Source organism: Nocardioides sp. Z35_8 (assembly GCF_059621125.1).
Map to the genome: position 1 here is coordinate 65,084 of NZ_JCAQIE010000004.1, position 19,053 is coordinate 84,136.

At 71.9% G+C, this 19,053-nt stretch carries 22 protein-coding genes; 2 read left to right on the top strand and 20 right to left on the bottom strand.

Annotated elements, in window-relative coordinates; translation table 11 throughout:
- Positions 1–102: 102 nt before the first annotated feature.
- Complete coding sequence (locus AC54T2_RS16750; protein ID WP_186342561.1) at positions 103–1,701, bottom strand: ABC-F family ATP-binding cassette domain-containing protein; 1,599 nt, start codon at positions 1,699–1,701, stop codon at positions 103–105.
- Positions 1,702–1,810: 109 nt separating this feature from the next.
- On the opposite strand from AC54T2_RS16750, the gene ypfJ reads away from it, so the two are divergent.
- Entirely contained in the window at positions 1,811–2,749 is a 939-nt protein-coding gene (ypfJ, locus tag AC54T2_RS16755) for a KPN_02809 family neutral zinc metallopeptidase (protein ID WP_496666745.1), read from the top strand.
- A gap of 76 nt (positions 2,750–2,825) precedes the next feature.
- Here ypfJ and AC54T2_RS16760 read toward each other — a convergent pair whose 3' ends face one another.
- The 11 genes from AC54T2_RS16760 to AC54T2_RS16810 all read right to left on the bottom strand — a co-directional run bounded on the left by AC54T2_RS16760 (position 2,826) and on the right by AC54T2_RS16810 (position 11,273).
- Positions 2,826–3,236 carry a hypothetical protein gene (locus AC54T2_RS16760; protein ID WP_496666746.1) on the bottom strand — a complete coding sequence of 137 codons (411 nt, stop codon included), beginning with the start codon at positions 3,234–3,236 and terminating at the stop codon, positions 2,826–2,828.
- 45 nt (positions 3,237–3,281) lie between these two features.
- Positions 3,282–4,211: a phosphotransferase gene (locus tag AC54T2_RS16765; protein WP_496666747.1), complete on the bottom strand. Its 930-nt coding sequence runs from the start codon at positions 4,209–4,211 to the stop codon at positions 3,282–3,284.
- A 10-nt stretch (positions 4,212–4,221) separates the two neighbouring features.
- Positions 4,222–5,799, bottom strand: coding sequence for an ABC transporter permease (locus tag AC54T2_RS16770; RefSeq protein ID WP_496666748.1), 1,578 nt, complete (start codon positions 5,797–5,799; stop codon positions 4,222–4,224).
- The gene (locus AC54T2_RS16775) at positions 5,796–6,713 is read right to left on the bottom strand and encodes an ABC transporter ATP-binding protein (RefSeq protein WP_186342568.1); all 918 of its coding nucleotides are present in this window, start codon (positions 6,711–6,713) and stop codon (positions 5,796–5,798) included. Before AC54T2_RS16775 ends, AC54T2_RS16770 begins: the two co-directional genes overlap by 4 nt.
- Positions 6,714–6,746: 33 nt before the next feature.
- Positions 6,747–7,352: an acVLRF1 family peptidyl-tRNA hydrolase gene (locus AC54T2_RS16780; RefSeq protein WP_496666749.1), complete on the bottom strand. Its 606-nt coding sequence runs from the start codon at positions 7,350–7,352 to the stop codon at positions 6,747–6,749.
- A 20-nt stretch (positions 7,353–7,372) separates the two neighbouring features.
- A complete protein-coding gene (locus AC54T2_RS16785; RefSeq protein ID WP_186342570.1) occupies positions 7,373–7,615 on the bottom strand; it encodes a helix-turn-helix transcriptional regulator in 243 nt (80 codons plus the stop codon).
- Positions 7,612–8,487, bottom strand: a complete 876-nt coding sequence (locus AC54T2_RS16790) for an ABC transporter permease (protein ID WP_186342571.1) — start codon at positions 8,485–8,487, stop codon at positions 7,612–7,614. The genes AC54T2_RS16785 and AC54T2_RS16790 overlap by 4 nt, the downstream gene beginning before the upstream one ends.
- A gap of 1 nt (position 8,488) precedes the next feature.
- Complete coding sequence (locus AC54T2_RS16795; protein ID WP_186342572.1) at positions 8,489–9,415, bottom strand: ABC transporter ATP-binding protein; 927 nt, start codon at positions 9,413–9,415, stop codon at positions 8,489–8,491.
- Between the two features lie 73 nt (positions 9,416–9,488).
- Positions 9,489–10,034 (bottom strand): NYN domain-containing protein, encoded by a 546-nt coding sequence (locus AC54T2_RS16800; RefSeq protein ID WP_186342573.1) that lies wholly within the window; start codon positions 10,032–10,034, stop codon positions 9,489–9,491.
- Between the two features lie 54 nt (positions 10,035–10,088).
- Entirely contained in the window at positions 10,089–10,472 is a 384-nt protein-coding gene (locus AC54T2_RS16805; protein WP_496666750.1) for a hypothetical protein, read from the bottom strand.
- Between the two features lie 18 nt (positions 10,473–10,490).
- Positions 10,491–11,273, bottom strand: a complete 783-nt coding sequence (locus AC54T2_RS16810) for an aminoglycoside adenylyltransferase domain-containing protein (protein ID WP_186342575.1) — start codon at positions 11,271–11,273, stop codon at positions 10,491–10,493.
- Between the two features lie 147 nt (positions 11,274–11,420).
- Here AC54T2_RS16810 and AC54T2_RS16815 point away from each other — a divergent pair, with 147 nt between their 5' ends.
- Positions 11,421–12,377, top strand: a complete 957-nt coding sequence (locus tag AC54T2_RS16815) for an NHL repeat-containing protein (protein ID WP_186342576.1) — start codon at positions 11,421–11,423, stop codon at positions 12,375–12,377.
- 9 nt (positions 12,378–12,386) lie between these two features.
- Here the strand turns inward: AC54T2_RS16815 and AC54T2_RS16820 are convergent, their stop codons facing one another.
- The 8 genes from AC54T2_RS16820 to AC54T2_RS16855 form a co-directional block, all read right to left on the bottom strand.
- Positions 12,387–12,782, bottom strand: a complete 396-nt coding sequence (locus AC54T2_RS16820) for a metal-sulfur cluster assembly factor (RefSeq protein WP_186342577.1) — start codon at positions 12,780–12,782, stop codon at positions 12,387–12,389.
- On the bottom strand, positions 12,779–13,234 hold the full coding sequence (gene sufU / locus AC54T2_RS16825) for a Fe-S cluster assembly sulfur transfer protein SufU (RefSeq protein WP_496666751.1): 456 nt from the start codon (positions 13,232–13,234) through the stop codon (positions 12,779–12,781). Before sufU ends, AC54T2_RS16820 begins: the two co-directional genes overlap by 4 nt.
- Position 13,235: 1 nt before the next feature.
- Positions 13,236–14,471 carry a cysteine desulfurase gene (locus AC54T2_RS16830; RefSeq protein ID WP_186342579.1) on the bottom strand — a complete coding sequence of 412 codons (1,236 nt, stop codon included), beginning with the start codon at positions 14,469–14,471 and terminating at the stop codon, positions 13,236–13,238.
- A gap of 70 nt (positions 14,472–14,541) precedes the next feature.
- A complete protein-coding gene (gene sufC / locus AC54T2_RS16835; RefSeq protein WP_496666752.1) occupies positions 14,542–15,300 on the bottom strand; it encodes a Fe-S cluster assembly ATPase SufC in 759 nt (252 codons plus the stop codon).
- Positions 15,297–15,632: a non-heme iron oxygenase ferredoxin subunit gene (locus AC54T2_RS16840; RefSeq protein WP_186342581.1), complete on the bottom strand. Its 336-nt coding sequence runs from the start codon at positions 15,630–15,632 to the stop codon at positions 15,297–15,299. The genes sufC and AC54T2_RS16840 overlap by 4 nt, the downstream gene beginning before the upstream one ends.
- Entirely contained in the window at positions 15,632–16,852 is a 1,221-nt protein-coding gene (gene sufD / locus AC54T2_RS16845; protein ID WP_186342582.1) for a Fe-S cluster assembly protein SufD, read from the bottom strand. Before sufD ends, AC54T2_RS16840 begins: the two co-directional genes overlap by 1 nt.
- Positions 16,853–16,895: 43 nt before the next feature.
- A complete protein-coding gene (sufB, locus tag AC54T2_RS16850) occupies positions 16,896–18,323 on the bottom strand; it encodes a Fe-S cluster assembly protein SufB (RefSeq protein WP_496666753.1) in 1,428 nt (475 codons plus the stop codon).
- Positions 18,320–19,042, bottom strand: a complete 723-nt coding sequence (locus tag AC54T2_RS16855) for a helix-turn-helix transcriptional regulator (protein ID WP_313960528.1) — start codon at positions 19,040–19,042, stop codon at positions 18,320–18,322. Before AC54T2_RS16855 ends, sufB begins: the two co-directional genes overlap by 4 nt.
- Positions 19,043–19,053 lie beyond the last annotated feature (11 nt).

Consider the following 19,053-nt stretch of genomic DNA (forward strand, 5'->3'; position numbering starts at 1 on the left):
GGAGTCTGACACTCGGAGGGGGTTGCAACGGCCTCCAGGTGTCGGAGTCCCCGCTCGAGCGGGGACTCAGACAGACACGACGACGGCCCGGCAGGGGGCCGGTCAGGCGAGGGACACCAGGTCGGCGTAGTCGTCGCTCCAGAGGTCCTCGTCGCCGTCGGGCAGCAGGAGCACCCGGTCGGGGTCGAGCGCGCGCACCGCGCCCTCGTCGTGGGTGACCAGGACGATCGCGCCGGTGTAGCTGCGGATCGCGTGGAGCACCTCCTCGCGAGAGGCGGGGTCGAGGTTGTTGGTGGGCTCGTCGAGCAGCAGCACGTTGGCGCTGGAGACCACCAGGATCGCGAGCGCGAGCCGGGTCTTCTCCCCGCCCGAGAGCACGCCCGCGGGCTTGTGGGCGTCGTCGCCGGAGAAGAGGAACGACCCGAGCACCGAGCGCGCCTGGGTGTCGGTGAGCTCCGGAGCGGCGCCGTGCATGTTCTCCAGCACCGTCCGGTTGACGTCGAGCGTCTCGTGCTCCTGGGCGTAGTAGCCCATCTTGAGCCCGTAGCCGGGCACGACCTCGCCGGTGTCGGGCTTGTCGACGCCGGCCAGGATGCGCAGCATCGTGGTCTTGCCGGCGCCGTTGAGGCCCAGGATCACCACGCGGCTGCCCCGGTCGATCGCCAGGTCGACGGCGGTGAAGACCTCGAGCGAGCCGTAGGACTTCGACAGGTCCTTGCCCATCAGCGGGGTCTTGCCGCAGGGGGCGGGATCGGGGAACGCGATCCGGGCGACCTTGTCGGCCTGCCGCTCGGTCTCGATGCCGGCCATCATCTTCTCGGCGCGCTTGAGCATCGACTGCGCGGCCTGCGCCTTGGTGGCCTTGGCGCGCATCTTGTTGGCCTGGTCGGTGAGCACCTTGGCCTTGTTCTCGGCGTTCTGGCGCTCGCGGCGACGACGCTTCTCGTCGTCCTCGCGCTGGGTCAGGTAGTTGTGCCAGCCCATGTTGTAGATGTCGATCACCGCGCGGTTGGCGTCGAGGTGGAACACCTTGTTGACCGTCGCCTCGAGCAGCGCGTTGTCGTGGCTGATCACCACGAACCCGCCACGGTGCGCCTTGAGGAAGTCACGCAGCCAGACGATCGAGTCGGCGTCGAGGTGGTTGGTCGGCTCATCGAGCAGCATGATCTCGGCGCCGGAGAAGAGGATGCGGGCGAGCTCGACCCGGCGTCGCTGGCCGCCGGAGAGGGTGCCGATCGGCTGGGCGAGCAGGCGCTCCTCGATGCCGAGCGCCGCCGCCATCTGGGCGGCCTCGGACTCCGCGGCGTAGCCGCCGCCGGCGTGCAGCTCGGCGTCGGCGCGGGTCCACCGCTTCATGCCGCGCTCGTGCGTGCGGGGGTCCTCGCTGGCCATGTCGATCTCGGCCTCGCGCAGGCGGCGTACGACGTCGTCGAGGCCGCGGGCCGACAGGATGCGGTCGCGGGCGAGCACCTGGGGGTCACCGACGCGGGGGTCCTGCGGGAGGTAGCCGACGTCGCCGGTGCGCAGGACTTGGCCCGAGGCGGGCTGGCCCTCGCCGGCGAGGATACGGGTGAGGGTCGTCTTGCCGGCTCCGTTGCGCCCCACGAGGCCCACCTTGTCGCCTGCGGCGATGCGGAAGGTGACGTCCTCCATGAGGAGTCGCGCGCCGGCTCGGACCTCGAGCTTCTGGGCGGTGATCATCTCGGGCGCCATCCTACGAAGGGGTGAGGGTCGCAGCCCCATCGGCGATGCAGGCGCTAACCTCCCCGGAGGTCGATCCGACCGTCTCGACCGCTCGAAAGGCACGTCCATGCGCTTCAACCCCAAGGCCGACATCAGCAGGGGCCGGGTCAGCGACGCGGGCCGCGGCGGTGGCCGCGGTGGCGCCGCCGGCGGCGGGATGCGGATGCCGCTCCCGGGCGGCGCCCGGGCCGGCGGCGGCATCGGGGGCATCCTGATCGTCGTGCTGTTCGTGGTGCTCACCCAGTGCACCGGCCTGATGTCGGACGGCGGCGGGGGCACCGGCTCCCAGGGCCAGGCCCAGCCCGAGGGCATCGACACGGGCGACGAGCGCTACGCCAACTGCCGCACCGGCGCCGACGCCAACGAGGACCCCGACTGCGCGCGCGTGGCCGTGGCGCTGTCGCTGGAGAGCTACTGGGCCGACACCCTGCCCGAGCAGGCCGGCACGGAGCTCTCCCCCGCGGCCATCAACACGTTCTCCGGCGCCGTGTCGACCGGCTGCGGCGAGGCGTCGTCGCAGGTGGGCCCGTTCTACTGCCCGCCCGACCAGCAGATCTACCTCGACACCACCTTCTTCGACGACGTCCTCCAGGGCCAGCTCGGCGGGCAGGGCGGCGACTTCGTCGAGCCCTACGTGCTCGGCCACGAGTACGGCCACCACATCCAGAACCTGATGGGCACGATGGGCAAGGTCCGCACGCAGAAGGGCCCCGACTCCGACGCCGTCCGGCTCGAGCTGCAGGCCGACTGCTACGCCGGCATGTGGACCCGCGACGCCAGCGACGGCGACGGCATCCTCACCGACCTCGACCAGGGCGACATCGAGGAGGCGCTCGACTCGGCGAAGGCCGTCGGTGACGACCGCATCCAGCAGAAGTCGGGCCAGGGCGTGGACCCCGAGGGGTGGACCCACGGGTCGGCCGCCCAGCGGATGGCGTGGTTCACCCGCGGCTACGAGGAGGGCACCCTCGAGGCGTGCGACACCTTCTCGGCCGGCAGGCTCTGACCGCGCACCACTGGGTGGGCTCGGCGGGCGTCGTACGAGGGCGTGACGGGCGGCGCGGTCCTCAGTCCGCGCCGGGTCACCCTGAGGGGCCGTACCAGAGGTAGGGGCGTTCCTCGCCGGGGAGAGCGAGGCGGACTCTCCTCAGTCCCAGGCGGTCGAGGGCGAGACAGGAAGACCTCTCGTGAGGGAGGACGCGGAACAGGTGGGCGGTCAGCGGCCAGTCGTCGAGCACCCACGCGTTCACCGTCTCGACCACGACCTCGGCCAGCCCGGTGTCCTGCTGGTCCTGTCGGAGCCAGAACGTGACCATCGCGGATGCGGCCGGGGTCGCCTCGACGGGCCACCGGCCGTCGCTGTGGGCGCGGATCACGCCGGGGCTTGCCATGTAGGACGCGTAGTCCAAGGCGGCCGTGGCCCTGTTGAGCGGCGTCGCGACGAACCTGTCGTGCCGGAGGCCCGCGGGCACCATGTCCTCGTCGCTGAGCATCGGTCCCACCTCCACCCCCGGTCCGCGTCCTGTCCCGCCCCCGCCTCACGCATCGCTGAGCAGGGCCTCGATCTGCGCGACCTGGCGCTGCATCGAGTGGATGTAGGGCGCCACGCTGGGGTGGCGGAACTTCCCGGCCAGGGCGCCCTCGCCGTCGGCGACGCGGGCGAGCGCCCAGTCGAGCCGGGTGAGCGCGGTGTAGACGGCCATCACCCGGGCGCCGGTGACCACGTCGGCACGGCTCGCGAGCCCGGGAGGGAGCGCGTCGACGTACGCCTCCACGAGGGGGGCGATGTCCTCGCGGGTGGCCAGCGAGAGGTAGCCCAGGTCGGCGCCCACCGGTCCCCGGCCCAGGTGCGCCCAGTCGATCGCCACCGCGCCGTCGCCGTCGCGGCCCGGGATGTTGCCCGCCGACGGGTCGCCGTGCTGCGCGACCTGGGGCAGCGCGTCGCAGCGGTCCAGCCAGCTCGTGCGACGAGCCCAGAGGTGGTCGGCGATGTCGGCGACGGGGGTGCGGGCCAGCGTGCGCCAACCGCCGCGGCGCTCGACAAGGCGCAGCCGGCTGCGCAGCTGGTCGCGAGCCAGCCAGGCGTGGCCGCCGAGGTCGACCGCGGCGAACCGGCCCAGGCAGGCCGCCAGCCACAGGCCCGGCGGGTCGGCGGTCGCCACCCGCTCGTGCACGAGGGTGATGCCCTCCTCGTCCTCCTCCACCCGCACGACGGGGGCCTCGTGGAGCCCGGGCGAGTCGGCCACCACCCCGCTCAGGGCGACGTCGGCGGCGCGGCGCCAGTAGTTGACGTCGGCCGGCACGAGGACGCCCAGCGCATCGTGCGGGTCGGGCCTGCCGAGCCGCTTCACCACGACCTCGCGACCGCGGTGGGTCGCGGCCCAGAGCCCCACGGTCGCCGGGCCCGCTCCCGACAGCCGCTGCCACCCGGGCTCGGGCTGCCAGACCGCCGCGGTCGACCCGTCCATGCGCGCGAACCTAGCGCACCTCGACGTCGCGGCGGCCGAAGAGCAGGTGCCCCGCGGCGCTCAGCGCGCCCGCGACGACGAGCAGGGCCAGGAACGGGCCCCACCGGAAGTCCTCGGCCGGCACGAGGGCGAGGTGGTGGAAGGGCGAGAGGTCCTGCAGCCACACGGGCATCCGGAGCAGCTCGCCGAAGAGCATCACGACCACGGCGAACAGCAGCGCCAGCCAGGCCAGCGACGCGAGGCGAGGGCGGAGGCCGAAGAGCAGGCGCGCCAGTGCGCTCATCACCAGGACAGGGGCGAGGTAGGGCAGGGACGCGACGAGGTAGGTGCCGACCGCGCCCGAGTCGCCGGTCGTGAGGGCGTAGCCCACCCCGAGCCCCAGCCCGGCCGCGGCGACCACGACCGCCGATCCGGCCACGGTCAGGACGGTCTGGGCGAGCAGCCAGCGGCGCCGGGACAGCCCGGTCGCCAGCAGCACCTCGACGACGCCGGTGGCCTCGTCGTGGCGCGGGCGGAGCGCGGTCGAGACGGCGTATCCGCACGCCATCAGGCCCAGCATCAGAATCGAGGTGGCGTAGAAGCCGTCGACGAGGTCCGCGCTGCCGCGGGCGAGGATCTCCTCGGTGGCGGCCGAGTCGCCGAGCACGTCGCCGACGTCGCTGCCCAGCGACCCGTAGGCCATCCCGGTGAGCAGCAGCCCGAGGCCCCACGCCGCGAGCGTGCCGCGCTGGAGTCGCCAGGCCAGGCCGAGGGGCGTGCCGAGCCGTGGCCCGGCCCTCGTCGGACCGGGGCGGTCGGCGAGCACCCCGGCGCCGTGGTCGCGGTGGTCGAAGGCCCACACCGCGGCCACCACGGTGACCGCGCCCGCTGCGGCGAGCAGCAGCAGCGGCCACCACCGGAGGCCGGAGAAGGCGTGCATCGCCTGGTACCACCCGATCGGCGAGAGCCAGGTGAGCGCGGGCGATCCGACGTCGCCGATCGCCCGCAGCACGAACGCGGCGCCGATCACCGCACCGGTGAGCCCGTACGCCGCCCGCGGGCCGGACGTGAGCTGGGCCGCGAGCAGGGCGACCGCGGCGAACACCAGGCCGACGGCCGCGAGCCCGACGCCCAGGGCGACCGAGTCGGCGACGGCAAGCGGGAAGGCGACCAGGCTGGCCGCCACCAGCGCGCCGGTCAGGACGTTGGCCGTCACGGCGACCACCAGCGTCGCCGCGGTGGGCGCGGCGCGGCCGACCGCGGCCGCCCGCAGCAGCTCGTCGCGACCGGACTCCTCCTCGGCCCGCGTGTGCCGCACGACCAGGAACATCGACATCAACCCGGCGCAGATCGCGCCGAACGCCGTCGCCTGCCACGCGACCTGGCCACCCACGGTGTCCAGCGCCCGGGCCGGTCCGGCCATCGCGACGAAGGCGGCGTTGCCGTCCATCGCCGCGGCGGCCCGGTCGAGCTCCTCCTGCGTGGCGTAGAGCCCTCCGACGCTGACCGCCTGCGACCAGTAGAGGAGCGTGATGCCGGCCGACCAGGCGAGGATCATCCACCGGTCGCGCCGCAGGAAGTGGCGCAGCAGCGCCAGCGTTCCCGTCACGGCGCCCGCTCCGGCCCCGCGTGCGCGGAGACGTCGTCGCCGTAGTGGCGCAGGAACATCTCCTCGAGCGTCGGCGGGGTCGCGGTGAGGCTCACGAGGCCGGCGTCCTGCAGGGCGGCGAGCGCGCCGGGCAGCGCCGCGGAGTCGACCTCGAAGGCGACCCGCTGCCCCTCGGCGGCCAGGTCGTGCACGCCACCCATCCCGGCCAGCCGGTCCACCGGGCGGGTGGTCTCCGCGCGCACCGTCGTCCGGGTGAGGTGCCGCAGCTCGGCGAGCGTGCCGGACTCCACGCAGCGACCGGCCCGGATGATGCTCACCCGGTCACACAGCCGCTCCACCTCGGCCAGGATGTGGCTCGACAGCAGCACGGTGCCGCCTGCGGAGCGGAACTCCTCGACGCACTGCTGGAACACCGCCTCCATCAACGGGTCCAGGCCGCTGGTGGGCTCGTCGAGGAGCAACAGCTCGACGTCGCTGGCGAGGGCCGCGACCAGGGCCACCTTCTGCCGGTTGCCCTTGGAGTAGGTGCGGCCCTTCTTCGACGGATCGAGCTCGAAGCGCTCGACCAGGTCGGCCCGACGCCGCTCGTCGACGCCTCCACGCAGCCTGCCGAGCAGGTCGATGACCTCGCCACCGGTGAGGCTCGGCCACAGCGTCACGTCGCCCGGGACGTACGCCAGCCTCCGGTGCAGCCGGGCGGCGTCGGCCCACGGGTCGCCGCCGAGCAGCCGGGCCTCCCCCGCTGTGGCGCGGAGCAGCCCGAGCAGCACCCGGATCGTGGTCGACTTCCCCGACCCGTTGGGCCCCAGGAAGCCGTGCACCTCCCCGGCCGCCACGTCGAGGTCGAGCCCGTCGAGGGCCCGGGTGCTGCCGAAGGTCTTGACCAGGCCCCGGACCTCGATCGGAGTGCTCACACTCACGGAGGATAGGCGCGTCGCGGCGGCGCGTCAGGCGTTGACGACGTCGACCTCGATCGCCTGGGCCTCCAGGACCGCCGCGTCGAGGACCGCCCGCCGCGGGTCAGGCACCGCGAGCCACGGGTCGACGAGGGTGAGCGACGAGAGCCGCGGGTCGCCCAGGACCGCGTCGACAGCGCCACGGTCGCCGCCGGCGACGGCGACGCGCACCCCGGCCAGGATCCGCGCGGCGTGGTCGGCCGCGGCCTCGTAGGCCTGCCGCGCCTGGTTGTCGCGACGGCGGGCGAAGCGCTGCTGGCTCTGGCCGCCGGCCTTGGTGCGGCCCTGCACGTGCCGCTGCCCGATCTTGTGCTCGACCAGCGAGTCGCCGCGCAGCCGGGCGACGGCGAAGCCGCCCTTGCGCACGAGCAGCACGCCCCACTCCCCCGGCGGGTGGGCCGCCGCCGCGAAGGCACCGGCCTCGGGGACGCCGGCGTACGTCGCCCCGAACGGCAGCCGGGCGGTGAAGTGCGAGCCGTCGCCCGCCTGTCCCCGGAGCGTCCCGTCGGCGACCGTGAGCTCCGTGCCGCCGTGGCTCGCGGTGAAGTTGGCGACCCACCGCTGCCAGCGGGCGGTCGGGACGAGGACGACGGGCACGCCCGCACGCTAGCGGGCCGTCACGCGCTGTGCCCGGACTGGTCGCTGATGCGGGGGAACGGTCTCAGCGAGAAGACCGCCTCCACTGGCACGCCGAAGAACTCGGCGATGCGCAGCGCGAGGTCGAGGCTGGGACTGTTCTCGCCGCGCTCGAGGTAGCCCACCGTCTGGTAGTGGACCCCCAGGGCGGAGGCGAGCTCACGGCGGGAGACGCCCTGCTCGGCGCGCAGCAAGGCGATGCGGTTGTGCACCGACTCGCTCACTTGACCCACTGGGTGGCGGCCTCGCGTGCGGCGGCGACCTGCGAGCCCGACTGGCGGCGTGCCATGCGGCGCAGCAGCGCCGGGGCGACGAGGGCGCCGAGGACTGCCCAGGCGCCGAGCACGGCGACCGTCTCGGCCGTGCGCCACGAGTCGCCGAGCTCGGCGCCGACGTAGGAGTCGGGCAGGAACGCCGAGCGCATGCCCAGGCCCATCCAGTACATCGGGAAGACCTGCGCCACGACCTGCACCCAGCCCCACAGCGCCTGCATGGGGTAGAAGATGCCGGAGATGCCGGCCAGCACCATCACCGGGAGCATCCCCCACATGCCGACCTTCTGCGCCGACGGGACCAGCGCGCCGATCATCATGCCGATCGGCAGCGCGGCCAGGAGACCCAGCACCATCACCCAGGCGAGGGTGAACCAGCCGCTCGGGTGGGCCATGAGGTTGTCGAAGAGCAGGAAGCTCGGCACCAGCACGGCGACCGTCTGCGGCACCAGGCTCGCCGAGTGGAGCACGAGCTGCCCGGCGAAGTAGCCCGTCAGGCCACGCGGCACGGCCTTCGCGCGCAGCAGGGTGCCGTCCTCCTTCTCCATGGCCAGGCTGTAGGCCGGACCCACGATCAGTCCGAAGACGATGAGGCCGCCGAGGATGCTGGGCAGGGCGACCGACGGCAGCAGCAGGCCGGAGCCGTCGACCACGGTGTCGCGACGCAGGTAGAGGTAGCCCACGGCGAGGGCCGCCGTGGAGAGGTAGAACCACTGGTCCTGGGAGCTGCGCAGACCCTGGACGAACTCCGTCCACCCGCGCCCCAGCCCGAGGCGTACGGCGTGCGCCGTGCCGGCCGTCGCCCGTGTCGTCAGCGTCGCCATCTCACACCGCCCTCGAGAATGCGCGGACGGCCTCGTCGGCCTCCCCCGCCTCGTGCCGTTGCACGAGGTCGAGGTAGGCATCCTCGAGACTGGCCCGCCGCACCTCCAGGTCGACCACCGGCTCACCCGGCTCGTTGAGGAGCCTGCGGACGAAGTCGGTGGGGTCGTCGGCGGAGTGCACGAAGCGCTCACCTCCGCGCGTCCACTTCACCTCGACCCCGAGCGCGGCGCGCAACGCCAGCCGCTCGGCCGTGTCGTCGGCGACGATCCGGCCGCCCGCGAGCACCAGGACGCGGTCGGCGAGCTTCTCCGCCTCGTCGAGGTCATGGGTGGTCAGCAGGATCGTGGTGTGCTCGAGGTCGGCCAGGCGGTGCACGACCTGGTGGAAGTCGCGTCGCGCCTGCGGGTCGAAGCCGGCCGTCGGCTCGTCGAGGAACAGCACCTCGGGGCGGCCGATGATGCCCATGGCGACGTCGAGGCGGCGACGCTGGCCCCCGGAGAAGGTGGCGATCTTCTGGTCGGCGAGGTCGACGAGGCCGACCGTCTCGAGGAGCTCGTCGGTCGGCACCGGTCGCGTCCGCTCGTCCGTGGAGTAGGGCGCGTAGTAGCCGCCCATCTGGTCGAGCAGCGTGCGGGGGGTCCAGCGCGGGTGGTCGCGCCACGACTGCAGCACCACGCCCGTACGCGCCCGCCATGCCTCGCTCGCCCGTCGGGGGTCCTCACCGAGGACGCGGACGTCGCCGGCGGACCGGTCGCGGAACCCCTCCAGGATCTCGATGGTCGTGGTCTTGCCCGCCCCGTTGGGACCGAGCAGGCAGACCACCTCGCCCGCCTCGATCGCGAACCCGACGCCGCGCAGCACGTCCTTGTCGCCGTAGCGCATCCGGAGGTCGCTGACCTCGATGACCGTCCCCCGTGTGGTGTCCATCACCCGACGGTAGTCCTCATGCTACGGAGATAGCAAGAGTGCTACATGCACGATCTCGAGGCGCGAGCCGGGGTCAGAGGAAGTCGAGCGGGTCGAACTGGTCGATCGGGATCACCCGCACCCGCGGGAGCGGGGAGTTGAAGGCACCGAGGTCGTACTCGAGGTCGAAGATCCGCACGCCGGGGAGGCTGCGGAACTGCGAGTTGACGAACTCGGTGAACCCGATGACGCCGACCTGCCGGCTGCCGTCGCACAACGCGGAGACCTGGTCGACGAAGTCGCCGTCGTGACTGACCAGCACCACGTCGGCCTCGCGGTGCACCAGCGCCTCGGCGGTGCGCTGGATCGCGATGTCGACGATCTTGCCCTCGCCGCTCAGCGGGATCGGCTTGAAGCCGATCGCGAGCAGCGCCTGGACGAAGCTGGTCGGCAGCTCGGTGCTCGCGGCCAGGAAGAACAGGCCGGTCACGTCCTGGTCGAAGGCACGCTCGGCCCACTCCAGCAGCCGGTCCCAGCGCGGACGCTCCTCCGGACGCGGTCGCCGACCCAGGATCGAGGTGCCCAGGGTGGCGTCGATGTTCTCCCCGTCGACGAGGAGGTAGGTCATCCGCTCAGCCATGCGAGGACTCTCCCACACGACTCCCCCGCACCCGTGGGCGAGCAGCGTGTGGGCTCAGGCGCTGTAGACGACCGTGAAGGACTCGACGACGTCGACGCCCGACTGCGTCACGTCGGAGACCTGGACGAGCGCCCGCGGCTTCCCCGACCCGTCGCACAGGATCGAGAGCACGCCGACCTCCGGCAGCTCGCCGGCGTACTCCTCGGCGGGGGCGGTCGTCGCGCCCTTCTCGTCGGCGAGCACCTGCGCGACGAACGCGTCGGACTCCCCCGCCGTCTCGCCGTAGGCCCAGGCGGGCGGCGGCACCGACTCCAGCGCGGTGGGGCCGAAGTAGGTCGGCGCCGCGTTGAGCTTGGCGTGGAAGCGGGCGAGGTCCCAGAAGACGCGCAGCTCCTCGTGGTCGAAGTCGGTCTCTGACGGGTCGACCTCGGGTTGCATGCCCCGAAGGGTAGCGAGTCAGGCAACGCGCGCGACGTACGCCGCGAACTCGCGCGCCGCCTCCATCGACCCGGGCCGCGGCGGCGCCTGCGGGTCGAGGCCCTGGTCGCGGTCGGCCAGCACCTGCTGCAGCAGCGGCCGCCACCTCGGGTCACCGTGCACCATCGCCCAGCGCAGCGCGTCGCGCTTGCTGGCCACCTCGCCGGTGCGGACCGTGTAGAGGCTACGACTGGCCTGCACCACCAGGTAGCGCTGGCACCACGCGACCCTCGGCGGGCACCAGCCGAGCACCTCGTCGACCAGCGTCGCCAGGCCCGCGCGCGCCGCGTCGCGCAGCACCTCCTCGGGCACCGGCTCGACCAGCCCGACCGGGCACGGCCCGGCCAGCGTGATGCCGTGCTCGCGCAGGATCCAGCGGGTCCATGGCTGGTTGCAGTGCGTCGACCACTCCATCCGGTCCGACCCGTGGTCGACGTAGAGCCACTCGCGGCCGAGGCCCGCCGTCGTGCGCAGGTCGACCGCCACCGCGTACGAGCCCTCGAGGTGCCCCCACCAGAAGCCGTCGCGGTGGGGCAGGTCGTGGTGGAGGCGCCGCAGCGCGGCCTCCTGCGTGGCGTCGGGCCGCGCGCTCACCACGACGAGGAAGTCGCAGTCGCTGTGCTCGTCCCCCGCGCCGAGGGCGAACGAGCCCTGCAGGTAGGCACCGACCAGCGCGTCGCCCAGCGCGTCGTGGGCGCCGGTGACGAGGTCGTGCAGCACGCCGTTGAGCAGGGCGTAGCGCGTGGGATGGGGGTTGAGCACGGTTGGAGTGTGCGCCTGCCCGCGTCCCGCCGCCACGCAATATCAGGGTCGCCGACCACGGCCGACGCGGGAGTGGCAGGGCCGGGTCCGGGTCCGCCCACCAGGGCGGGGCTACGGTCGAAGGTCTCACCTACTCGGAGGTCCACCATGGGTCGTCTGCTCGTCTCCGGCGCCGCTGCTCTGCTCGGCCTGACCGTGCTCACCACGCCGCCCGCCGCGGCCCGGGCCGTGCCCCTCGACGGCACCTTCCCCTCCCGCATCGCACTGCCGGACGGCTTCCAGCCCGAGGGGATCGCGATCGGACCGGGACCGACGGCCTGGTTCGGCTCGAGGGCAGACGGCGACATCTACGAGGTGTCGCTGCGCACCGGCCGGGGCACGGTCATCAGCGAGGGACCCGGCACGCCGTCGGTGGGGCTGAAGTCCGACCGCAGGGGCCTGTTGTACGTCGCCGGCGGCACGTCCGGCACGGCCCGGGTCGTCGACACCGACACCGGAGCCGTGGTGGCGGACCTCGCCCTCACCGCCGGGCCTGCGTTCGTCAACGACGTCGTCCTGACCCGGGATGCCGCCTGGTTCACCGACTCCTCCCAACCGCAGCTCTACCGGCTCGGCCGCAGTGCGCGGGGACCCGCCGCCACGGCGACCACCCTCCCGCTCACCGGCGAGTGGGTGCAGGGCACGGGCTTCGGGGCCAACGGCATCAGCACCACGCCGAGCGGTCGCCATCTCCTCGTGGTCAACTCGACCAGCGGGCTGCTCTACCGGGTCGACCCCGGCACCGGGGTGGCCACCGAGGTCGACCTGGGTGGCGCGTCGCTCACGATGGGCGACGGCATGCTGCGCCACGGCCAGACCCTCTACGTCGTGCGCAACCGGATCAACGAGGTCGCCGTCCTGCGCCTGTCACGCAGCGGGCTCAGCGGTCGGCTGGTCCGCACGATCACCGCCGCGGACCTCGACGACGACACCAGCTTCGACGTGCCGACCACGGTCGCCCGCTACCGCGGCGACCTCTACCTGCCCAACGCGCGGTTCAACACCACGCCGACACCGACGACGCCCTACTGGGTGACGAAGGTGTCGGCGCGGGCCGGCAGCTGAGCGGCGGCCTCAGACGTTGAAGCCGAGCGCGCGCAGCTGCTCGCGCCCGTCGTCGGTGATCTTGTCCGGGCCCCACGGCGGCATCCAGACCCAATTGATCGCGACGTCGCCGACGAGGCCCTCGAGGGCCGACTCGGTCTGGTCGGTGATGACGTCGGTCAGCGGGCAGGCCGCCGAGGTGAGGGTCATGTCGAGCACGGCGTTGCTGTGCTCGTCGAGGTGCACGCCGTAGACCAGGCCGAGGTCGACGACGTTGATCCCCAGCTCAGGGTCGACGACGTCCTTCATCGCCTCGGTGACGTCGTCGACGGTGACCGTCGACGTGCCGCCGGTCCCGCCGCCACCGATGGCCTCGGGCACCTCGGGCAGGTCGCTGTGGTCGGTCTGGTGGGTGGACTCGGTCATCGGGTCACTCCTTCGGTCTGGGCCTGGCTGGTCGCGTCCTTCCACGCCATCCAGGAGAGCAGCGCGCACTTCACGCGCGCGGGGAACTTGGCGACACCGGCGAAGGCGATGCCGTCCTCGAGGACGTCCTCGTCGGGCTCGACCTGACCCTTGCCCTGCATCAGCTCGAGGAAGGTCTGGTGGATCGTCATAGCCTCGTCGACCGGCCGGCCGATCACCAGGTCGGTCATCACGGACGCCGACGCCTGCGAGATCGAGCAGCCGACCGAGTCGTACGACACGTCCTCCACCACCCCGTCCAACAGGTGCACCCGCAGGGTGACCTCGTCGCCGCAGGTCGGGTTGACGTGGTGCACCTCGGCCTCGAAGGGGTCGCGCAGGCCCTTGTGGTGAGGGTTCTTGTAGTGGTCCAGGATGATCTCCTGGTAGAGCGCATCGAGCTCGGTGCTCATCTCAACCCACCTTGAAGTAGCTGCGGGTGTGGTGGAGGCCCTCGACCAGCGCGTCGATCTCGGCGGGGGTCGTGTAGAGGTAGGACGACATCCGCGTCGAGCTCTGCACCCCGAACCGCGCGTGCGCCGGCTTGGCGCAGTGGTGCCCGGCCCGCACGGCGACGCCGCGCGAGTCGAGGACCTGGGCGATGTCGTGCGGGTGCACGCCCTCGAGCTCGAAGGCGATCGCGCCGCCGCGGTCGGCCGCGTCGAGCGGACCGAGGACGGTCAGGCCCGGGACGGTCTGCAGGCCCTCGAGGGCGTAGGCCGTGATCGCCTGCTCGTGGCGGTGGACGGAGTCCAGGCCGATGTGACGGAGGTAGTCGACGGCCGCGCCGAGCCCGACCGCCTCGACGATCGGCGGGGTGCCGGCCTCGAAGCGGTGCGGCGCCTTGGCGTACGTCGAGCGCGCCATGGTCACGGTCTCGATCATCTCGCCGCCGCCGTGGAAGGGCGGAAGCTCGTTGAGCAGCTCCTCGCGCCCCCACAGCACGCCGATGCCGGTCGGGCCGCAGACCTTGTGGCCGGTGAAGACCAGGAAGTCGCACCCGGTCGCCTGGACGTCCACGGGCAGCTGGGGCGCCGCCTGCGAGGCGTCGATCACCGACACGGCTCCGACCGCTCGGGCGCGCGCCACCAGGTCGGTGACCGGGTTGATCGTGCCGAGCATGTTGGAGACCCAGGTGAAGGCGACCACCTTGGTGTGCTCGTCGACCAGCCGGTCGGCGTCGGTCATGTCGAGCCGGCCGTCGTCGGTCAGCCCGAACCAGCGCAGCTCGGCGCCGGCGCGCTCGCAGGCGAGCTGCCACGACACGATGTTGGAGTGGTGCTCCATCTCCGTGATGACGACATTGTCGCCGGGGCCGAGCTCGATGGTGCGGGCCAGCAGGTTGAGCGCCTCGGTCGCGTTCTTGGTGAAGACGACCTCGTTGCGCGAGGGCGCGTTGAGGAACGTCGCCACCTGGTCGCGCGCCGCCTCGTAGGCCTCGGTCGACTCGGCGCCGAGCTGGTGCATCGCCCGGGCGATGTTGGCGTTGTGCCGCTCGAGGTGGTCCACCATCGTGTCGATGACGATCTGCGGCTTCTGCGAGGTGTTGGCGCTGTCGAGGTAGACCAGCGGCACTCCGCCCGCGAGCGTGCGCTCGAGGATCGGGAAGTCCTTGCGGATCACGTCGAGATCCGGAAGCAGTCCTTCCATGTCGTACCCCTTTCGGGCGGTGGGCGCACCGTGCTGGTCACGGCGGAGGGTGGAGGGTGCGGGGTGCCGCTCAGCGCGCCGCGGTGAGGTAGCGGTCGTAGCCCTCGGCCTCGAGCTGGTCGGCGAGCTCCTTGCCGCCGGACTCGGCCACCTTGCCGTCGACGAACACGTGGACGTAGTCGGGCTCGATGTAGCGAAGGATGCGGGTGTAGTGGGTGATCAGCAGGACACCCTTGCCCTCGCGGCCGCGGAACCGGTTGACGCCCTCGGCGACGATCTTGAGCGCGTCGATGTCGAGGCCGGAGTCGGTCTCGTCGAGCACCGCGACCTTGGGGTCGAGCAGCTCGAGCTGGGCGATCTCGTGGCGCTTCTTCTCGCCGCCGGAGAAGCCCTCGTTGACGCTGCGGGTGCCGAAGGACGAGTCGAGGTTGAGCCGCTCGAGGGCGCCGTTGACGTCCTTGACCCACGTGCGCAGCTTGGGGGCCTCGCCGTCGATGGCGGTCTTGGCGGTGCGCAGGAAGTTGGACACCGAGACGCCGGGGACCTCGACGGGGTACTGCATGGCGAGGAACAGGCCGGCGCGGGCGCGCTCGTCGACGGAGAGCGACAGCACGTCCTGGCCGTCCAGCGTCACCGAGCCGCCGGTGATCGTGTACTTGGGGTGGCCGGCGATGGAGTAGGCCAGCGTCGACTTGCCGGAGCCGTTGGGCCCCATGATGGCGTGCGTCTCCCCGTCCATGATGGTGAGGGTGACGCCCTTGAGGATCTCCTTGGGGCCGTCCTCGGTGTCGACGGTGACGTGCAGGTCCTGGATGTCCAGCTTGCTCATGCGGGGGTGACTCCGTTCAGGGTGGTCTCGGTGTCGATGTACACGTCGGTGCCGCGTACCTCGATCGGGAAGGTGGCGACGGGCTCCGTCGCCGGCAGGTTGGTCGGCTTGCCGGTGCGCAGGTCGAACATCGACCCGTGCAGCCAGCACTCGATCTGGCAGTCGGCGACCTCGCCCTCGCTGAGCGCGACCGCGGCGTGGCTGCACTCGTTCTCCAGCGCGAAGACCTCGTCGCCGTTGCGGGCGACGACGATCTCGTAGCGCCCGAGGGTCACGGCGAGGCCCTGGTCGGCCGAGACCTCGTCGAGGGAGCAGGCGCGCTCGAACGCCATCAGGCCCCCGATGCGAAGGCGGCGAGCGAGCCGACGTCCTTGAGGACGTTCTTGGCGAGCTCGGCCTCGACGGTCGAGAGCAGGCGCTCCTCGATGGACGGCACGCCGACCTGGCGGATCAGGTCGTTGAAGAAGCCGTGCACGACCAGTCGCTGGGCCTCGGCCTCGGAGATGCCGCGGGACTGGAGGTAGAACAGCTGCTCGTCATCGAACCGCGCGGTGGCCGAGGCGTGGCCGGCGCCCTCGATCTCGCCGGTCTCGATCTCGAGGTTGGGGATCGAGTCGGCCCGGCAGCCGTCGGTGAGGACCAGATTGCGGTTCTCCTCGTAGGTCTCGATCCCCTCGGCGATCTTGCGGATCAGCACGTTGCCGACCCACACGGTGTGCGCCTTCTCGCCCTGCAGCGCGCCCTTGTAGACGGCGTGGGACTTCGTGCGGGGGGCGGTGTGGTCGGCGAAGATCCGGTGCTCGATGTGCTGGCCGGCGTCGGCGAAGTAGAGGCCGAGCAGCTCGGCGGAGCCACCGGGACCGTCGTAGGTGACGTTGGCGTCCATCCGCACCAGGTCGCCGCCGAAGGAGATGGCGGCGTGCTTGTAGGTCGCGTCGCGACCCACGAGCGCCTGGTGGTGCGAGAGGTGGACGGCGTCGTCGGCCCAGTCCTGGATCGAGACGACGCTCGCCTCGGCGCCGTCGGCGACCACGACCTCGACCACGGCCGCGACCGCGGCCGAGCCGGTGTGGTTGAGCACGACGACGCCCTTGCTGTGACGCCCGAACCGCAGCACGACGTGGGCACCGCTGGTGACGTCGGCGTCGGTGCCGTCGACCTCGAGGACGATCGGCTCCGTGGCCTCGACGTCGGCGGGCACGTCGACGAGCAGCGTGGCAGGCACGTCGGCGAGGACGCGGGCGGTGAACCGGGTGTTGGGCACCCAGCCGCTCACGCCGCGCAGCGCCGTGGCCTCGTCGCCGGTGACGACGCCCACGGAGACGCCCTCGGGCGCGGTCCAGGTGGCGTCGACGTTGCGCCCGTCGAGCGGGGCGTCGGCGTGCAGGCCCTTGAGCCGCTTGAGCGGCGTGAAGCGCCAGATCTCCTCGCGGCCGGTGGGGACCACGTGGTCGGCGACGGCGAACGAGCCGGCCGGGTGCAGGTGGCTCTCGACCCGGTCGGCGGGTGCCTGCTCCAGGGCGGAGCGGACGGAATCGGTGGTGACGGTCACTACATCTCTTTCTGGTACGTCGGACGAGGGCGGGCGGCGTCGATCAGCCGACCGCGCCCTCCATCTGCAGCTCGATCAGGCGGTTGAGCTCGAGGGCGTACTCCATCGGCAGCTCCTTGGCGATCGGCTCGACGAAGCCGCGCACGATCATCGCCATCGCCTCGTCCTCCTCCATGCCGCGCGACATGAGGTAGAAGAGCTGGTCGTCGGAGACCTTCGAGACGCTCGCCTCGTGGCCCATCGACACGTCGTCCTCGCGGATGTCGACGTAGGGGTAGGTGTCGCTGCGGCTGATCTGGTCGACCAGCAGCGCGTCGCAGAGCACGTTGGACTTCGAGCCGTAGGCGCCCTCGTTGACCTGGATCAGCCCGCGGTAGGACGTGCGCCCGCCGCCGCGCGCCACCGACTTGCTCAGGATCGAGCTCGAGGTGTGCGGCGCCGCGTGCACCATCTTGGCGCCGGCGTCCTGGTGCTGGCCCTCGCCCGCGAACGCGATCGAGAGCGTCTCGCCCTTGGCGTGCTCGCCCATCAGGTAGACGGCGGGGTACTTCATCGTCACCTTGGAGCCGATGTTGCCGTCGACCCACTCCATCGTCGCGCCGGCCTCGCAGGTGGCGCGCTTGGTGACGAGGTTGTAGACGTTGTTGGACCAGTTCTGGATGGTCGTGTAGCGGACCCGGGCGCCCTTCTTGACGACGATCTCCACGACCGCGGAGTGCAGCGAGTCGGAGGAGTAGATCGGCGCGGTGCAGCCCTCCACGTAGTGCACGTAGGAGTCCTCGTCGGCGATGATCAGCGTCCGCTCGAACTGGCCCATGTTCTCGGTGTTGATCCGGAAGTAGGCCTGGAGCGGGATGTCGACGTGGACGCCCTTGGGCACGTAGATGAACGATCCGCCCGACCACACCGAGGTGTTGAGCGCGGCGAACTTGTTGTCACCGACCGGGATGACGGTGCCGAAGTACTCCTTGAAGAGCTCCTCGTGCTCCTTCAGCGCGGTGTCGGTGTCGACGAAGATGACGCCCTTCTCCTCGAGGTCCTCGCGGATCGAGTGGTAGACGACCTCCGACTCGTACTGCGCGGCCACACCGGCGACGAGGCGCTGCTTCTCCGCCTCGGGGATGCCGAGCCTGTCGTAGGTGTTCTTGATGTCCTCGGGCAGGTCCTCCCACGAGGTGGCCTGCTTCTCCGAGGAGCGCACGAAGTACTTGATGTTGTCGAAGTCGATCGTCGACAGGTCGGAGCCCCACGTCGGCATCGGCTTGCGGTGGAAGAGCTTGAGGCCCTTCAGGCGCAGGTCGAGCATCCACTGCGGCTCGGACTTCTTGCCGGAGATGTCGCGTACGACGTCCTCGTTGAGGCCACGGGTCGCGGTCGCGCCGGCGTCGTCCTTGTCGGCCCACCCGAACTCGTAGCGGCCGATGCCCTTGAGCTCGGGGTTGAGGTCTTCGATGCTCAGGTTCTGGGTCATGCCTGCTCCTTTGTCGGGTCCGTCTCCGGGTCCGTCTTGAGGGTCTGGGGGATGCACGTGGTGCAGACGCCGTCGCCGTGGGCGATGGTCGCCAACCGCTGGACGTGGGTGCCGAGCACGGAGGCGATCGCCTCGGTCTCGGCCTCGCAGAGCTGCGGGAACTCGTGGGCGACGTGGGAGACCGGGCAGTGCTGCTGGCACAGCTGCTCCCCCACGCTGATGCCGCGGACGGGCGCGAGGTCGCGCACAGAGGCGGCGTAGCCGTTCTGGGTGAAGACCTGGGCGAGGGCCTCGGCGGGCGTGAGGTCGGGGTCGCCGGAGATGGCGGTGGCGTAGTCGCGCGCCACGAACGAGACCCGGCGCCGGGCGAACTCCACGACGGCGTCCTCGCCCTGCGTCTCGGCCAGGAACCGCAGCGCCTGCACGGCGAGGTCGTCGTACTGCTGGTCGAAGCTGTCGCGCCCGGCCTGCGTCAGGGCGAAGACCTTGGCGGGGCGCCCGCGCCCGCGGGTGCCGTAGACCTTCTGCTCGCGCGACTCCACGACTCCCTCGTCGGCGAGGTGGTCGAGGTGGCGGCGCACGGCGGCGGGCGTGAGGTCGAGGCGGAGCGCCAGGTCGGCGGCCGTGGACGGGCCGTTCTCGAGGATCGTGCGGGCCACGCGGTCGCGCGTGGGCGCATCGCCCTCACGCTGTCCGGTCGCCGTCCTCACGAATTCCACAACGCAAGTGT

What these genes read in the sequence shown, in the direction of transcription:
- AC54T2_RS16750 (WP_186342561.1), bottom strand. Translation starts at nt 1,701, where the DNA reads ATGATCACCGCCCAGAAGCTCGAGGTCCGAGCCGGCGCGCGACTCCTC.
- ypfJ (WP_496666745.1), top strand. Translation starts at nt 1,811, where the DNA reads ATGCGCTTCAACCCCAAGGCCGACATCAGCAGGGGCCGGGTCAGCGAC.
- AC54T2_RS16760 (WP_496666746.1), bottom strand. Translation starts at nt 3,236, where the DNA reads ATGCTCAGCGACGAGGACATGGTGCCCGCGGGCCTCCGGCACGACAGG.
- AC54T2_RS16765 (WP_496666747.1), bottom strand. Translation starts at nt 4,211, where the DNA reads ATGGACGGGTCGACCGCGGCGGTCTGGCAGCCCGAGCCCGGGTGGCAG.
- AC54T2_RS16790 (WP_186342571.1), bottom strand. Translation starts at nt 8,487, where the DNA reads ATGGCGACGCTGACGACACGGGCGACGGCCGGCACGGCGCACGCCGTA.
- AC54T2_RS16795 (WP_186342572.1), bottom strand. Translation starts at nt 9,415, where the DNA reads ATGGACACCACACGGGGGACGGTCATCGAGGTCAGCGACCTCCGGATG.
- AC54T2_RS16800 (WP_186342573.1), bottom strand. Translation starts at nt 10,034, where the DNA reads ATGGCTGAGCGGATGACCTACCTCCTCGTCGACGGGGAGAACATCGAC.
- AC54T2_RS16805 (WP_496666750.1), bottom strand. Translation starts at nt 10,472, where the DNA reads ATGCAACCCGAGGTCGACCCGTCAGAGACCGACTTCGACCACGAGGAG.
- AC54T2_RS16815 (WP_186342576.1), top strand. Translation starts at nt 11,421, where the DNA reads ATGGGTCGTCTGCTCGTCTCCGGCGCCGCTGCTCTGCTCGGCCTGACC.
- AC54T2_RS16820 (WP_186342577.1), bottom strand. Translation starts at nt 12,782, where the DNA reads ATGACCGAGTCCACCCACCAGACCGACCACAGCGACCTGCCCGAGGTG.
- sufU (WP_496666751.1), bottom strand. Translation starts at nt 13,234, where the DNA reads ATGAGCACCGAGCTCGATGCGCTCTACCAGGAGATCATCCTGGACCAC.
- AC54T2_RS16830 (WP_186342579.1), bottom strand. Translation starts at nt 14,471, where the DNA reads ATGGAAGGACTGCTTCCGGATCTCGACGTGATCCGCAAGGACTTCCCG.
- sufC (WP_496666752.1), bottom strand. Translation starts at nt 15,300, where the DNA reads ATGAGCAAGCTGGACATCCAGGACCTGCACGTCACCGTCGACACCGAG.
- AC54T2_RS16840 (WP_186342581.1), bottom strand. Translation starts at nt 15,632, where the DNA reads ATGGCGTTCGAGCGCGCCTGCTCCCTCGACGAGGTCTCGGCCGACCAG.
- sufB (WP_496666753.1), bottom strand. Translation starts at nt 18,323, where the DNA reads ATGACCCAGAACCTGAGCATCGAAGACCTCAACCCCGAGCTCAAGGGC.